We start from the raw sequence: 16,515 nt of genomic DNA, 5'->3' as shown, positions 1-16,515 counted from the left end.
CGCGCCGATCCGGCACAGTCCCGGCTGATACAAATCGGATGGTTGACCCGCTTCGCCGGCAGTCTTCCTTCCGGCGCTGGCGCCGGCGCGGTAGAATGCCGCGATGGATATCTCTCACTTGATCAATTCGCTCAACGACGCCCAGCGCCAGGCCGTCACTGCATCCACCGGTCAGCAGCTGGTGCTGGCGGGTGCCGGCTCCGGCAAGACCCGGGTGCTGGTGCATCGCATCGCCTGGCTGGTAGAGGTGGAAAAAGCCTCGCCCTGGAGCATTCTGTCCGTCACCTTTACCAACAAGGCCGCTGCCGAGATGCGTCAGCGCATCGAGCAGCTGCTGGGCATCTCGCCACAAGGTATGTGGGTCGGCACCTTCCATGGTCTGGCGCACCGGCTGCTGCGCGCGCACTGGCGCGAAGCTGGATTGGCCGAACAGTTCCAGATCCTCGACAGCGATGATCAGCTGCGGCTGGTCAAACGGGTGGTCCGCGAACTGGGGCTGGACGAAAACCAGTGGGCGCCACGTCAGGCGCAATGGTGGATCAATGGCCAGAAGGACGAAGGCCTGCGCCCGCAGCACATTCAGGCCGCTGGTGATCTGTTTCTGACCACCATGTTGCGAATCTATACGGCCTACGAACAAGCCTGTGCCCGCGCCGGCGTGGTTGATTTCGCCGAACTGCTGCTGCGCTCCCTGGAATTGTGGCGTGACAACCAGCCCCTGCGCGAGCAGTACCAGGCGCGGTTCAAGCACATGCTGGTCGACGAGTTCCAGGATACCAATGCGGTGCAATACGCCTGGTTGCGGCTGATTGCCGGCAACAATCCCAGCCTGATGGTGGTCGGTGATGACGACCAGTCGATCTACGGCTGGCGCGGCGCGCGCATCGAGAACATCCAGCAGTTCCAGCAGGATTACCCGGCCGCCGAGCTGATCCGCCTGGAGCAGAATTACCGTTCCACCGCGACCATCCTCAAGGCCGCCAACGCGCTGATCACCAACAACGCGGGGCGCATGGGTAAGGAGCTGTGGACCGATGACAAGGATGGCGAGCCGGTTTCGCTATACGCTGGTTTCAACGAGCAGGATGAAGCGCGCTTCATCGTTGATCGCATCAGCGAGGCGGTAAGTGAGGGCATGGCGCGCAGCGAAATCGCCATTCTGTACCGCTCCAACGCCCAATCACGGGTGTTGGAAGAGGCTCTGCTGCGCGCGGCGATTCCCTATCGCATCTATGGTGGTCAGCGCTTCTTCGAACGTGCCGAAATCAAGAACGCCATGGCCTATATGCGGTTGATCGCCAACCGCGGCGATGACGGCGCGCTCGAGCGCATCATCAACATCCCCACCCGGGGCATCGGCGACAAGACCGTGGAAGTGCTGCGCCAGCATGCCCGCCAGCAGGATGTGTCGCTATGGCAGGCCGGCTGCGATCTGCTCGATAACAAGGGCCTGCCGGGCCGCGCTGCCAATGCAGTGCAGACCTTCATGCAGTTGATCGAACAACTGACTGAGCGAGTGGAGGGTGTGCCGTTGTACAGCATGGCCCAGCAGACCATCGAGCACAGCGGCCTGCTGGCCTTCCATGAGAAGGAAAAGGGCGAGAAAGCCCAGGCCCGCGTGGAAAACCTGGAAGAGTTGGTCTCCGCCGCCCGCGCCTTCGAAAATGAGATGGCCGACGAGGACGAGGAGGGCGATACCTTATTGGCCTTCCTCGCCCACGCCTCGCTGGAAGCCGGTGAAACCCAGGCTGATCGATTTGAAGACAGCGTCCAGCTGATGACCTTGCACAGCGCCAAGGGGCTGGAATTCCCCTTGGTATTCCTGGCCGGCGTGGAAGAGGGCCTGTTCCCGCACAAGATGAGCCTGGAAGAGCCCGGTCGCCTGGAAGAAGAGCGTCGCCTGGCTTACGTCGGCATCACCCGTGCCATGCAGCAGCTGATCATCACCTGGGCCGAAACCCGCCGCCTGTACGGCAGCGAAACCTTCAACAAGGTCTCGCGCTTCGTCCGGGAAATTCCCGCCGAACTCATTCGTGAGGTGCGCCTGGGTAACCAGGTCAGTCGCCCCTTCGGCCCCGCCAAGGGCAAGGGCAGCATGTTCACCCAGGAAGCTACCGAAAGCACCGGCTTTGCCCTGGGCCAGCGGGTCATGCACTCGTTGTTCGGCGAGGGCGTGGTGCTGAACTACGAAGGCAACGGCGCCCAAGCGCGGATTCAGGTGAACTTCGATGATGAAGGCAGCAAGTGGTTGATGGTGGCGTATGCGAAGTTGGAAGCGATCTGAACGCTTGGTGCGGCAGCTCCTTTTAAGCCTGAGAAGTGCAGAAACGTCCCGGTGTCGCCAGCAGGGGTTTCCTGGTCGGCCCACAGTAGACGGTTGGTGCGTTTGAAATCAGGTTCTGTTTTGCGTGCGGCGTCTGTTAGCTCGACCTTGGGGTCCGGTACTGGAAAGAGCCGGGTTCGGTTGTTTTTCTGTTCATGTAGACTGCATTGCGTCTCATCAGAAGTTGTCCAAAGTATTGCATCCGCGCGAGTAGGGTCATTCATTCACTGATATTCCACAAACTGGGCCATCAGATTCGGTCGGGTCTGGGTGTTGATCCTGTCGACCTGACCCAACATCTCGTGCTTGATCTGTTTAAAGGTCTCGTCGCTCATGTCTATCCAGTAGCGGGGGTTACGCCCGGTGGCTTTATCGTGCTCTACCGTGGTGGGATCCTTGTGGCGGTGTTCTTCAAACAGCGGCGCATCGGGCAGCGGATGGCTGATGTCCATGTAGTTCTGAATAAAGTCCCAGAGCGCAAAGGGTTGGCTGACGGTCGGACCCGGTGGTTGGAGGTCGCCGAAGCGGATGTGAATATCCGAGTAGCGGTGCTCCAGGCTGAGGATGTTCATGGGCAGGCCCTGACGGTCGGTGGCGGTGTTGATATAGGCATCGAACTCATGGAACGGGAAGCAGTGTTCGGTTGCTTCACCGTGGCGGTACTTGAATACGGTCACCATGCCGGTGCGGCGGTTGAGTTCCCATTTGGGGCCTTTGCCGGGTTTGACCCAGAGGCGGGGGAATTTGTGGATGACCAGAGAGCCGAGGGCCCAAGCTAAAAGACATGGGAGCAGAAAATAAAGAAACATAATCGTTGCGGCCCTGAAAGCACTTGGGGCGCTCGCTGTGGGTGTTGCGCTGAGCATTAATTGCACAATTATTGTAAGCACGACGACAATAAAAACCCCGCTCTTTCCTAAAGAAGCCACATATATCCAGAACTGCGCCCTAGCCGCCCAAGGAGCATGTCGATAATGCTCATGATCACACCGATCGTGAAAGTCTATATGCTCCATAGGAGCTGGCTTATAGGTGCCTTTAGCCTGTTGCTCCGCCTTTTCTTTCGCAGCCTTCTCCCACAACCTCAGGCTTTCTGGCGTCGGTGTCATAAAGATATCTGGCACTACTTCTTGGGTATTACCCCAGGGCAGGCGTTGCCCCGTTAGGCGCTTCAATCCTGAACGGGGTCTTCCTGAAGGCTGGCGTTTCAGGGCGGCGGGTGAATAGGCTGTCGTGGCGTAGCGGGATAAAGTCATCAGCCGGCGGCTCCCTTGGCGGCATGGGTTTCCTGATCGGCCCACAGTGGTTGATTGATCCGTTGGAAATCAGGTTCTGTTTTGCGTGCGGCGCCTGTTAGCTCGACCTTGGGGCCCGGTGCTGGAAAGATCCAGGTTCTGTTGTTTTGCGGGTCCTGAAATCTGAATTGCGCCCGTACTTCCCAATGGTAGTTGTCAGGCTTATGAAAGGCGTGGATTTGCGGTGGGTTGACGGGCGTATTGACATAAAGCACCCAGGCATCAGAGGTGATGTGTTGCAACAAAGGTGTACTGCGATCCGGTTGGTCCCTCCGTATATTACGCTCAATGTTGAGAGAGCCTGACTGATGAACTTCATTACGTACCAGCAGACATCTGACAATACTGTCTGCACTATCCAGTGCTGACATCATGCCGTTCACGTTGGAGCGGACGGTGATCAGTGTATTGGCTCTTTTCCGGAGCACTGTCTCAGAGCGGGAGCCATCATTCAGCACGCGGGGGTCGTAGTCCGGGTTATCTGCTATCTGGATGGTGACGCCGGTTAGCAAGCCTACCAGCCGGTAGAACGCCTCATCAGAGGCTTTCAGATGGCTTGCGCTGGAATCTGTCTCGGGCACCCGCTGTCCTGGCACACTGCGTGTGTCGCTAAAGCCGCCTTCCTGATTGAAGATGCTACCGGCCAGCCAGTCTTCAAAGGACGTATTGCTCAGGTGTGCGACGAGTATGGCACCGCCGATGATCAGGGTTACCGCGATAACGCCCATCGGCCCAAAGAGCGCCGAGCCGGTAAACAGAGGGGCAGCGGCACCGATTATGCCGCCAACGGCCATCATGGAATGACCCCAGACGGCATTGTCGGACCATTGGGCGGAATGGATGGCATCGGATACGCTGAGACCGGCAAAAATAGTACCTGCAACAATCTGGGCGGCGATTCTTACAGTCACAGCCTTGACGATATTTTCCGCTATGCGAGAACCGAGGAATTTTTTAGCGAAATCATCAGAGATTTCAAAAAAGGCTTTGTTAGCGGTTCTGCCAAGGATGGTTTGGTTGCCCGCGACCTTGCGTAACAAGACCTCAAGGGCTATAACGGCGTCAAGTCCGACCCCAGCATATCCAGCGATAAATCGGATATCTCCTCTTTCACGAATGACTTTCTCCGCCTCTGCCATCGCCACCTGCACATTCCACATCTCCATCATCAAAATAGCGGCAGAGAAAGGTCTGCTATTCAAGGCTCTATGTACCCGGCCTTCCTGCGCTCGTTGCGCGCTTTCTGTAGCCCGCTGCGAGGCCCAACCCAGCTGTTCCGCATTCGCCCGCGAGGCGAGTAATGTCGAGCCAGCCAGTGCTTCCTGGTTGTGGGCCTGATTGAGGTTGCTCAGTATGCGTGCGGTGTCGCTGTTGCGGGGAATGGCAAAGTAGACGCCTGATTCCGGCACTATCGGCTGACCCGAGCGCCGTGCCGAGTGGCCATTGGTGGTAGCCAGTCGATTGCCGGCACCGTCCAGATATTTGCCATACAGTCTTTCTCTGGCGGCCTGGGGGTCGACTTCAGGCAGATCTTCCAGGCCGAACAGGTAGCGCTGATTGCCGCTGCTGTTACCTGCGTCGATAAACAGCGCGCCGGCAAACGCCCGAGGCATGGTTTGCCGTAGGTGTTCTGCGGTCATGCCGTGCAGCTTGACCCTGGCTGCGGTGGCTTGCTCCAGTGCGGCGCGGTCGGCCGCAACCCTCTGGTTGCTGCCATCGCGCTGCTGGCGAATATTGGCGGCTTGGTTCTCGGCGGCTTTGATTGAGCTGCTCAAGATCTCATTGATCTTTGACAGCACCGCCATGCCGGCCTTGAAGGAGGCATGGGCGGTAAAGCTGTCCTGCAAGGTGCCGCTCTCCATCAATGCCGCCAGGGTTACGCCATCCAGGGTGTCGCTTTCGCTGTCTGGTGCATCCATGTCTTCCAGGCGGGCCAGCGCGGTTGCCCGGAAACGGGCATCACCGTTATTGGGCTCGGCCTCTGCTGGCTTTCTGTACTCAGCAAAGAGCTCGTCATATCTGACCGCAGGCCAGAGCATTGTGTGCAGGGGGTGGCTTTCCCGGTTGACGATGTCGGTCAGCAGTTGCTGGCCCGGGTTGCGACCCGGACGGTGCAGGTGAAAGCCGCTTACGGCGTCATGGATGTCGCCCTTGATGGCCAGGGGATCGATCTGGGCTGGCGACGAGGCGATGGAGGCCATGAGCTGAACCGCAAAGAGCATGGAGGCGGCATATTCAAAGGCATCCTGGCTCAGGTGATCGCCCATGCATTGCTGGGATTGCTTCAGCTCCAACGTGTTGGCCAGTGCAAGCTGGGCGCTTTCCAGAAGCTTCCAGGCATTGGCACGTTCGACGGCTGCTGTGGCAATGTTGATTTCGCGCTTGCCAGCCTCGCTCAGCTTATTTCTTATGCTGTCGGCCAGCGGGTTGCGGTGGCCGCCGATACGGGAGGGCACCGCCACATTCTGCAGCAGCAGGGCGCTGGCATGGTGGCTGTGTTCCATGGCCAACTGGGTGCAGTACCTCAGTAAGGTTTGCAGGCTGCCGATGCGTGCATGCAGGTGGCGCAAACGGTACATGGGGTCGGGTAGCAGCACCGCATACAACTGACGGTCGCGTACTGATTGCAGGGCGTCGGGCTGGGCGTCCTGGGCTTGCCATACGGTGAGTGCGTCGGCCTCGCAGCCGTGATAGCAGCTGCGCCAGGCTTCGGACTCGAACTCGGCCGGCGGGTCGCTGGCGACCCCGGTTCGCCAGGATTCAGTGGCCTGGTGAGTGCTTGCCAAAGCCTGTTCCGGATAGGTGCCCGTTAAATCGCAGAGCATTCGTGCCGGCTGATCGAGCAGCCATTCGTGGCCCGGCTGGCGCTGCCGCTGGGGCGCGCATAGGCTTACCGGAAAGACATTGGAGGCCATTCGGAAGCGCGCTGCTCCGGCAGATCCGCTGGGAGTATCACGACCCTTCTGTAATGCTTCGAGCATTGCCAGGCCGGACGGGGCGTCGGACCAGTGCTGCTGCCACGTTGCTTCGGTTACCAGAAGCCGGGGCATGCTCACGCGGGGAGAAAGATAGTTCTCATGGCGCTCATAGTGTTGCAGTCGAGCTGCGCTCAGTTGTATCTCTGAAAACATCAGGTCCAGCGATCCAGCCCAGCGGCCATTCCATTGCGATGGCAGCCATATATCCTCAAGTGCTGCCCCGGTGGCTGTACGCTTACCCTCGACAAAGCCCTGTTCATCGCGAAAGGCTGCAACATCGATATCAAAATAACGCGTGCCTTGCTCGGTAAAGCGCATTTCGAGCTCGCGCCAGAGTTTGCCCCAGGCAAATACGTATATGTAGCCACTGCGGGCCAGTACCGGTATGCCGGAATGATCTTGTTGTGTGATGCTCGGCAAGGCTGTGCAGGGTACGACAGGCACAATCTGGTTGAGTTGGGCTTCGACCTGGCGGGGGGTGGCGCGCAGGTCGGTAAGCAAGGGCAGGCGTATGGGCGGGCCGGATTGGCTGGCAATTTCCAGGTGCAGAGACTCGCCCGGCTGCTCTTCCCAGTCCCATATCTTCAGCAGACTGGACACACCCGCGCCTGAGATCTCTTCCTCTTCTGCGGCGGCAGTGACGCCGTCAAGAGGCTGTCCGTTTGCGTCGCAGATCAGCAGTCTTTGAGTTTCGGGATGTTGTTTGCCGATGATTTCAACGATTAACTTATCCGGCTCGCAGGCCGGGCCGCTGTCGAGAATGCAGACATTGCCGCTCATCCTTGTTGCGCTCCTTGCATCATTGTCTGGCTATCCAGCCAGGCGTTCAGCGATGTGTGTTGAGTATGTCCGGCCGCCATGCCGGCTTCGATCCAGTCGAGCACCTGCGTCATTTCATAACCCTTGTGGCTGACAAGCCAGCGCCAGGCAAAATGTTCGTAGCCTTGATCTACCAGCCGTTGCAGCTGGGCATCATTCAGTGCAAGCGGCACAGGAGATGCTTTTGCATCGGGTTGCTCCATGTGCCTGAGCCGATGCCACTGTTGGCCATCGGCAAACTCGTCGGCCCAGGTTCCGCCATACCAGGCAATATCGGTAATGGGACCAAGCCATCGGGCTTGCAACGCTCCGGTGCACGTGGGCAGCAGGTAACTGGCGACCCGGGGGTCGTAATAGCGCAATAAGGCTTTACGCCTCTGCAGGAAACGGGCTTCCAACAGGCTGCGTAGCTGTTGCAATAACCGGGTGCGTGATTCGCGCGTGGTTATCAGTAGGCCGGTGAGTTTTTTCGGATCCTTCGCCAGTTGCGCGGCCAGTCCGTCTGTAGCTGACAAAGTGAACAGCAGAGGCGACAGGCTTGCCTGGGCAGCAAAGGATGTATCCGTAAAAAGCGGCATGGGGTCAGGATCTGGCTCGAACTCGTAGAGAGTTTCCAGCAAGCCCTTTTGTGGTTCAGCCAGCCAGTAGGTGTGGCCTTGCAGGGATGGGAACTGCGGCATGCGTTGATAGCTCATGACTAAGCCAGGCCTCCCTTGCGGCACGGACAGGCTGCCAGAGGACACTGCGCAGGTGTGCCGCCTTTGGGCTTCTGGCAGAGTTCAACGAAAGGCGTGTTATTCAGAAGTGCCTGTTTGAGCATGAACGCCAACAGGCCGCCCGGCATATCGCTGTCCGCCGCCAGCGTCTCACCCGGCAACACAGGCGCCGCGCCGCTGCCCGAGCCTGCACTGCCGCCGGAGTTGATTCTGACGCTTGGGCCGACCAGGGTGACGCCGCTGGGGTCGAGCTTGACGAAGCTGCCGTCGGCCTTGGCGGTCAGCTCCATGCCGGCGTCGATAACCAGCTTATTGCCGGCGTAGTAGTGGATTTCGTTACCTGCTTCGATGAACTGGCCGGTGCCGATCTTGACGTGCTGGTTATTGGCGACGGTCAGGTGATCGTCGGCTTTGATCTCGGTTTTGCGGTCGACGTGGGTGGTGTGGTGTTCTTCGGCCAGCAGTTCGGTGTAGCTGTTGGCCTCGACGTGGTCGTGGCGTTCGTTGCCGACGCGCATGGTTTGGTCGTGCTGGATGTTCTGGTCCCAGTCGCGCTGGGCGTGGATGAATATCTGCTCTTCACCGGCCTTGTCGTCGATACGCAGTTCGTTGAAGCCGTTGCCGCCAGGGCTGCTCAAGGTTTTGAATACGCTGCGATTTTTGTGTTCGGGCAGGCTGTACGGGACCTGGTGGGTCTTGTGGTACAGGCAGCCGGTGATCAGCGGTTGGTCGGGGTCGCCTTCGAGGAAGGAGACTAGGACTTCCATGCCTATTCTTGGAATGGCGATGCCGCCGTAGCGGTCGCCGGCCCAGTTGCTGGCCACTCTCAGCCAGCAGCTGGTCTTGGCGTCGGCCTGGCCTTGACGGTCCCAGTGAAACTGGACTTTGACGCGGCCGTATTCGTCGCAGTGGATTTCTTCGCCTTCGGGGCCGGTGATGACGGCGGATTGGCTGCCGGCGATGGTTTGTTTTTTGTGGACGGTTTGGGGGCGGAAGATCACGTCCCAGGGGGTGGCGGTGAAGGTGTTGCGGTAGCCTTGGGTAAAACCCTCTTCTGGATTTGCATCACTGGTGACGGACTCTTCCAGTACCTGGGGTTGTTTGCCTTCGTGAGTTACCGAGGTCAGTAGCCAGAGATCATTCCACTCCTGACGGAGGTGCTCGGTCAGCGCCAGAAAATGCCCGCTGATCAACAAGGGCTGGTCGCTTTCGCCATTGACCAGACGGTAGTCACTACGGTGGGTTTCCAGGGTGCGGGTGGTGAGGTGGGTGCCTCGGTCGCGGTGCTGGAAGCGGCCTGGATAGACGTAGTCTTCCAGGGTGGGCATAGCTTCGCTTTGCGCTGCGCTTTCCATCAGTAGCCGCGGTTTCTCGAAGTTGTAGTCGCGGCGGGTGACGTGGCTGGGACGGGTTTGCAGGCGCAGGTTGAAGCGTTTGATGACCGGCTCGTCGGCGACCATGCCGCTGCCCTGGTTGAATTTGGTGGGCGGCAGTGTGGGGAAAATGGTCTGGTCTTCACCGAATACCAGTTGATGGCCGTCTGGGCTGTGCTGGAAGTGGTAGTGGATGCCTTCTTCTTCACACAGGCGCTGGATGAAATGCAGGTCGGTTTCGCCGTATTGGGTGCAATAAATACGCTCGGGACCTTCTTCACGCAGCTGGAAGCGGAAGCTGTCAGTGAAAATGCCGTGGCCCTTGAGTACCTCGGTGATGATCTGCGGCACGCTCTTGTGCTGGAAGATCCGCTGGTTGGTCGCGTGTTGCAGGTAGGCCAGGCGTGGCACCAGGGTGACCCGGTAGCGGGTCAGGCGTTTGCCGGATTCGCCCTGGGCGATGCTGTGGATGAGACCGTGTATGCCTTTGCCCGGGCCGGCATAACTGAGAAACACCGGCTGGTGCAGCAGGCTTTCGATATCCAGATCGGGACGTTCGCTGACCAGGTCCAGCTCGAAGCAGTAGGGCTGGCTGATGGCTTCGGTGCCTTGAAATGACAGCACCTTGAAGTCGTGGTCGAGGCGGGGAATGTCGAGCGTGAAGTGCGCGGTATTGGCCGGGGCGAACATCCTGTGTTCCTTCGTCTGACGAACAAAGGTGCGGTTATATCAGAATCCGCACAGGCAGGCCGTCATGGGAAAGCTGGGTTGTGAAGCAGTTTGCAAAGCTGAGGGAAAGTGGCAGAGACAACGAGTCTGAACGCGCTAGCCAGAAAGTTTACTCAACAGTAGAATCGGACGTTTGTTCATATAAGTTGTGTGTCGCCCAGGAGATCAATGCGATGGCTCGTCCCCGTTTTATGCCCGATAACTTCACCCTCTGCCTGATTGCAGCCATGGCTACTGCCAGTTTGCTGCCCGTGCAGGGTGAGGTGGCGGTAGTGTTCGGCTGGGTCACCAACCTGGCGATCGCCCTGCTGTTTTTCATGCATGGCGCCAAGTTATCGCGCGATGCGATCTGGGCCGGTGCCACTCACTGGCGTCTGCATCTGGTGGTGTTTGGCTGTACTTTCTTGCTCTTTCCCTTGCTCGGGTTGGCCCTCAAGCCGATACTGGCGCCGCTGATGGGCCACGAACTCTATCTGGGCATGCTGTTTCTCTGCGCCTTGCCGGCCACAGTACAGTCGGCCATAGCCTTCACTTCACTGGCCCGCGGTAACGTAGCGGCGGCCGTCTGCAGCGCCGCCACTTCGAGTCTGTTGGGCATTTTCCTCACGCCATTGCTGGTAATGCTGCTGATGGGAGCCGAGGGCGGCAGCGGGGACACGCTGGATGCTGTCTGGCAGATTACCCTGCAGCTGCTGCTTCCTTTTGTCGCCGGGCAGTTTGCCCGTCGCTGGATCGGTCATTGGGTGGGACGGAACAAGCTCTGGCTGAAGAACGTCGATCAGGGCTCGATTCTGTTGGTGGTCTACGGCGCCTTCAGTGCGGCGGTAGTGGAAGGGCTGTGGCAGAGCACTCCGTTGTTGCAGTTGGGTGGGCTGGTATTGGCTTGCTGCATTCTGTTGGCGTTGGTCCTGGTCTTGGTCGAGCAACTGTCGCGACGGCTTGGCTTCAATGTTGAGGATCGCATCACCATTCTGTTTGCCGGCTCGAAGAAAAGTCTGGCCACTGGCGTGCCCATGGCGCAGGTGTTGTTTGCGGGCGCCAGTATGGGGGCGATGATTCTGCCGCTGATGATCTTTCATCAGATCCAGTTGATGGTCTGCGCCGTGCTCGCCGAGCGTTATGCGCGACGGCCAGAGGTTGCTGATCCGCTCGCGGAGAGTGCCTGATTACCCGCTCTTTCCTTCGGCCAGCAGGTCTGCGGTAGTTATTACCGCAGGCTCTGCGTGGTAGATGCGATTGCGACCGTCGTTCTTGGCGTGATACAGGGCCTGGTCAGCACGGGTCAGTGCGGACTCAACGCTCTCTTGCTCCATGTCGAACTCTGCGATACCAAGACTGACAGTGATCTGCACTGTTTCGTTTACGCCAGCGGTCATTTTCAGCGCCTGCACGGCAATGCGTATGCGCTCTGCACAGCGGCTGGCTTCCAGTAGATCAGCGCCCGGCAGCAGAATGACAAACTCCTCGCCGCCGAACCGCGCGATCAGATCTTCCGAGCGGCTTTGTTCCTTCAACGTTTGCGCCAGCTTGGTGAGAACCTGATCGCCGCAGCCGTGACCGTAGTCATCATTCACGCGCTTGAAGTGATCTATATCCAAAATCATGACCGATACCGGCGTATCGGCCCCCTTCGCCAATTCAAGCAGATAGTTGGCCTCCGCAAAGAAGAACCGGCGGTTGTATAGTCTGGTCAATGGATCCGTGGCGGCCTGCTTCTTCAGCTCTTCCTGGGAAGCGCGTATATCCTCCAGCAATTTGATGCGGTGGGAAATGACAAATGCCAGCGTCAGAGCCTCGAGCACGATGCCAATGCCCACTCCATGGCTGCTCAGGTAGCTCGGCGGAATCAGGCCTTTGTAGAAGAGCACGGCAATACCGTTGAACAGCACAAAGAAGCTGTGGCCGAGCAGGAAGTATTTCACCAGCGGATGGCCTTTGCGATGCAGCGACACCCCGACCGATAAGGTCACCACCATCATCATCGCAGCCAGACTACTGGCGGGTTTGAGCGCGGCAGAAATATCAAAAAATCCCCAGATCAATGTGCCGCTCAGCAACGCGATCAGCCCCTGCAGAAAACGATGCTCTGTGGGGTAGTACGACTTGGTCTCGAAGATAGCCATCATGAACAGCAACAGAAAGATCGGCATGGTGAACAACGACATGTTCAACTTGAAAATAGTGTCGCCGTATACATCGAATACACTGGCGATCAGCCCGTAGGACAGCGCTATCCATACCAGGCCGGAGATCAGATACAGCGAGTAGAAAATGTTCTCTTTTTTGCTGGTAGCGAAGTACAGCAGCCCGTTGTAGAACACCAGAGCCAGTAACATGCCGACCATCAAGGCTATATCGGTATTGATGCTCACCAGTCCGTGGCGTGAGGCGTACTCGTCCAGTATCTCGACGGCAAACCATTGATGTGAATAGGAAAAGCTGCGCAGGTAGAGGGTGGTGGACTGCTCTGCGGGCAGGGTGAACGGGTACACCACGGTGCCGCGATACATTACATCAGTGTCGGCAATCTGGTCCAGATCAAGCAACTCGCTGCGCACCAGCGCGCCGTCGCGTTCCTCATAGATATCAACTGATCGTAAGTGGTAGGCGTGTGGCAGGTGGACAAAAAGCTGCTGATCGACATCCGAGGTGTTGTCCAGAATCAGCTTGTACCAGGCGACTCGCGCATCGGTGCCCAGGCTGGTCCGGTTGCCGGTTTCGTTGAAGGGCAGCGTTCTGACCTCTTCAAAGGTCAACGTCCGCGAGGGATCTATATGGTAGCCAATCCTGAACTCGGTCAGGTTGATCTGGCTCTGATCGACTGAAACCCGTGGCTCTGCCCATGCCAGCGCAGTCACCAACTGAAGGAGCAATACGAACAGCAGTTGCCGGTGTAGGTCCATCTACGATCGCCTGTTGTGTTTTTATGCGTCACGAATACTGTCCTAGTCTATGACAGTATTGGAAATGGCGCTTAGCCATGTGTCGAAAAGATCACTGGGCGCTCACTCGTTCCATTTTTTATTCAGTTTCACTTTTCTGATGCTTCTTCAGATTCTCTGCCTGCTCGAAGATTTCCTTGTACACCTCATCCCGGTCGACCGGTGGGTAGCCATGCTTGGCTAATAGCAGGATCAGCTCCACCTTGAGTTCAGCCTTGATGTCGTCCCGCTGACTCCAATCGGTGTATTGGACCTTATCGTCCACCACTACTTTTACCGCAGCGGCCAGCGTCAGCAGTTTGTCTTCCGGGTAGCTGAAGTTGTACTGGAAAGCCAGTTTCTTGAGGATGTCGTAAAAGGCTTTTTCTTCAATATCGATGCCCAGGTCGGCGAAAGATTCTTTTTCTGCCTTCAGTGCGGAGATCAGCTCTAGGAACTCATTGGTTATATCGTCCCAGACCTCGCCGACGTACAGCGTATCGTCCTTGCGCTCATTGTAATGCTCCACCAGCGCCTTGAATTTCTCCGCAAAGTCGATGCCCTGGGTCTTGTTGACCTTCTTGAAGTCTTCAATCGCCTGGGCCAGCAGTTGCTGCAGCAGTTTGATCCGGGTGTTGGGTAGTTTGATCTTCTCGATCTTGGCCAGATAGTCATCATCGAAGATATCCACCTCGCCGGCACCTTCCTCACCCAGCTTGAATATCTCCTCCACCCCATCGGCCTTCAACGCCTCGGCAACCATCTCCCGCACGCGGGCGTTCATCTGGGCGATATCCGGTGCGCTGCCCTTGGTCAGCTTGAATACAATGGAGCGCACCGCCAGATAAAAATGGATCTGATCGCGCTCACGCTGGCTGATGCCTTCCGAGCCACAGCAGATGTCGTAGGCTGCTTTCAGTCGCTTGACCATTGCCATGAAGCGCTTTTCGATCTTGTCGGTGATCTGCGCGTGTTCTGCCGCCATGTTCAGGCAATTGAGCTGTTCCAGCGGGCTGCCGGCGTAGTACAGGCTTGCATCGAAACGGTGGAACAGCTTGTTGAGCAGGTCCAGATGATCCTTCACCACCACAATGGACTGGTTGATTTCTTCGATGTTCTGCTGATCGGCCTTGTTGTAATGGGCCAGCGCCATGTTCATCTGCTTCTTGATGCCGATGTAATCCACCACCAGTCCCTTTTCCTTGCCCTGGAACTTGCGGTTGACCCGTGAAATGGTCTGGATCAGGTTGTGGCGCTGGATGGGTTTGTCGATGTACATGGTGTCCAGAAAGGGCACATCAAAGCCGGTCAGCCACATGTCCACGACAATGGCGATCTTGAAATTGGACTTGGGGTTCTTGAACTGGCGGTCTAGCTCCTTGCGGTATTCCGCCGTGCCGAGCATGTCGTACAGGGCTTTTTCATCATCCTTGCCGCGGGTCATGATCATCTTGATCCGCTCCATCGGCTTGATCTCCTTGCGCTCCTGATCGGTAAGCTCCACACCGGCTTCGGCAGCCAACCCCTCATTCCATTCCGGTCGTAGCTCAACCACCTGCTGCCAGAACGCATAGGCAATCTCGCGCTTGCTGCACACGAACATCGCCTTGCCCTTGAGCGTCGAGCCTTCCTCGATACGCTTTTCATAGTGATGGACAAAATCGATAGCCAGCGCCTTGATGCGATCCGGGTCGCCGAGGATGGCGCTCATGTTGGCGCTGGCTTTCTTGCTTTCCTCGATCTGGTAATCGCTGGTGCCGTCTTCGGCGCACTGGGCGTAGTACGCCTCGATTTCCTTGAGCTTGTCGTTGTCCAGCAGCACCTTAGCGGCGCGGCCCTCGTAGACGATGCGCACGGTAATCTCGTCTTTCACCGACTCGGTCATGGTGTAACTGTCCACCACCTCGCCGAACACATCCAGCGTCGCGTCAATCGGCGTGCCGGTGAAGCCTACGTAGGTGGCATTGGGCAGGGAATCGTGCAGGTATTTTGCAAAACCGAAGGTGCGCTTCACGCCCTTGTCCGTCACCCGCACCTTCTGATCCAGATTCACCTGGCTGCGGTGCGCCTCGTCCGAGATAACGATCACGTTGGTGCGCTCGGTCAACAGCTCGGTGTCTTCGGTGAACTTGTGGATGGTGGTGAGGAACACCCCGCCGCTGTTGCGGCCCTTGAGCAGTTCGCGCAGGTGGGCGCGACTCTCCACGCTGGCCACCGTCTGGTCGCCGATATAGTTTTTGGCGTTGGTGAACTGGCCCGCGAGCTGGTCGTCAAGATCCGTGCGGTCGGTGATCAACACAATGGTCGGGCTGCCGAACTCCACGCTCTTCATCAGCAGACGCGTGAGAAACAGCATGGTGTAACTCTTGCCGCAGCCGGTGGCGCCAAAATAGGTGCCGCCCTTGCCGTCGCCCAGCGGCTTGCGGTGCAGGCGGATATTCTCGTACAGCTTGTTAGCCGCATAGAACTGCGGATAGCGGCAGAGGATCTTCTCTTCCTTTCTCGACACATCCGGAAAGTAGATGAAGTGGCGAATCACATTGCGCAGCCGATCCGGATCAAACAACCCCTCGATCATGGTGTGCAGCGCATTGATGCCGTCCTGCTCGATGCTCTCGCTCCCGGTCACCTTGCGCCAGGTGTAATAGAACTCGTAAGGCGCAAACAACGAGCCCATCCGCGAGTTCACCCCGTCGCTGATCACGCACAGGGCGTTGTACTTCATCAGCTCGGGAATATCACGCACATAGCGGGTGGTGAGCTGCACCCAGGCATTATGAATGGTTGCGTCTTCGCGTACCGCGCTCTTGAACTCGAACACCACTAGTGGCAAGCCATTGATATACAGAATAGCGTCAGGAATGCGCTTTTCGGTGCCTTCGATGGTGAGTTGATTGACCAGCCGATAGATATTGCCGGTGTGATAACCGGCACCGGGCTCGGCTTGCAGGGTTTCCACTTCACCCTCAACCGGCACGCGCTGCTCGGGCAGGCCGCTGTAGTCGATCAGCTGAATGTAGAGGTCTTTCTGATTGATCAGGGAGCGCTCACGCTTGAGCAGAAAGCCATCGGCCACACGCTTGTGAATGGTCTTGTTGGAGTCGTAAAGATCCAGTGCCGGCAGGCTTTCGAGCTGCTGGATAACGGATTCGATTTCGCCGGGGGTGATGTTGTCCGCTGCATACTGGCGGGCCAGAAACTGGCGCAGATCGTCCTTGAGCAGCACTTCGCTGTGGCTGCCGCGCTTGAGCCTGTCGCCGGTGAAGTGCGGATAGCCCTGCTGACCCAGCAGCTCGATGATGGCCTGTTCCAGCTTGGCTTCGTTGAAACTCATTGGTACTCCTTTCCTCAATGACGGCAG

8 protein-coding genes are annotated in these 16,515 nt (G+C 57.9%); 2 read left to right on the top strand and 6 right to left on the bottom strand.

The window, feature by feature from the left end:
* Nucleotides 1-103: 103 nt before the first annotated feature.
* Nucleotides 104-2,284 (top strand): DNA helicase II, encoded by a 2,181-nt coding sequence (gene uvrD / locus BLU11_RS16405; protein ID WP_090275234.1) that lies wholly within the window; start codon nt 104-106, stop codon nt 2,282-2,284.
* A gap of 263 nt (nt 2,285-2,547) precedes the next feature.
* Here uvrD and BLU11_RS19335 read toward each other — a convergent pair whose 3' ends face one another.
* The 4 genes from BLU11_RS19335 to BLU11_RS16380 are packed head-to-tail and all read right to left on the bottom strand — an operon-like array spanning nt 2,548 to nt 10,194.
* Nucleotides 2,548-3,579 (bottom strand): hypothetical protein, encoded by a 1,032-nt coding sequence (locus BLU11_RS19335; protein ID WP_157718708.1) that lies wholly within the window; start codon nt 3,577-3,579, stop codon nt 2,548-2,550.
* Nucleotides 3,579-7,376: a hypothetical protein gene (locus BLU11_RS16390; RefSeq protein ID WP_090275228.1), complete on the bottom strand. Its 3,798-nt coding sequence runs from the start codon at nt 7,374-7,376 to the stop codon at nt 3,579-3,581. The genes BLU11_RS19335 and BLU11_RS16390 overlap by 1 nt, the downstream gene beginning before the upstream one ends.
* Nucleotides 7,373-8,110, bottom strand: coding sequence for a DUF4123 domain-containing protein (locus BLU11_RS16385; RefSeq protein ID WP_090275226.1), 738 nt, complete (start codon nt 8,108-8,110; stop codon nt 7,373-7,375). Before BLU11_RS16385 ends, BLU11_RS16390 begins: the two co-directional genes overlap by 4 nt.
* 2 nt (nt 8,111-8,112) lie before the next feature.
* Entirely contained in the window at nt 8,113-10,194 is a 2,082-nt protein-coding gene (locus tag BLU11_RS16380) for a type VI secretion system Vgr family protein (RefSeq protein ID WP_090275223.1), read from the bottom strand.
* A 212-nt stretch (nt 10,195-10,406) separates the two neighbouring features.
* On the opposite strand from BLU11_RS16380, the gene BLU11_RS16375 reads away from it, so the two are divergent.
* Nucleotides 10,407-11,399, top strand: coding sequence for a bile acid:sodium symporter family protein (locus tag BLU11_RS16375; protein WP_090275221.1), 993 nt, complete (start codon nt 10,407-10,409; stop codon nt 11,397-11,399).
* Here the strand turns inward: BLU11_RS16375 and BLU11_RS16370 are convergent, their stop codons facing one another.
* Together BLU11_RS16370 and BLU11_RS16365 are read right to left on the bottom strand one after the other, a co-directional pair.
* Nucleotides 11,400-13,136, bottom strand: coding sequence for a sensor domain-containing diguanylate cyclase (locus BLU11_RS16370; protein WP_090275218.1), 1,737 nt, complete (start codon nt 13,134-13,136; stop codon nt 11,400-11,402).
* Between the two features lie 118 nt (nt 13,137-13,254).
* Nucleotides 13,255-16,488, bottom strand: coding sequence for a type I restriction endonuclease subunit R (locus BLU11_RS16365; protein WP_090275216.1), 3,234 nt, complete (start codon nt 16,486-16,488; stop codon nt 13,255-13,257).
* Between the last annotated feature and the right edge of the window lie 27 nt (nt 16,489-16,515).

This window comes from Halopseudomonas litoralis (assembly GCF_900105005.1).
Lineage (GTDB): Bacteria > Pseudomonadota > Gammaproteobacteria > Pseudomonadales > Pseudomonadaceae > Halopseudomonas > Halopseudomonas litoralis.
Note: the sequence above shows the minus strand (reverse complement) of the source record. Positions and strands in the feature narration are given on the sequence as shown.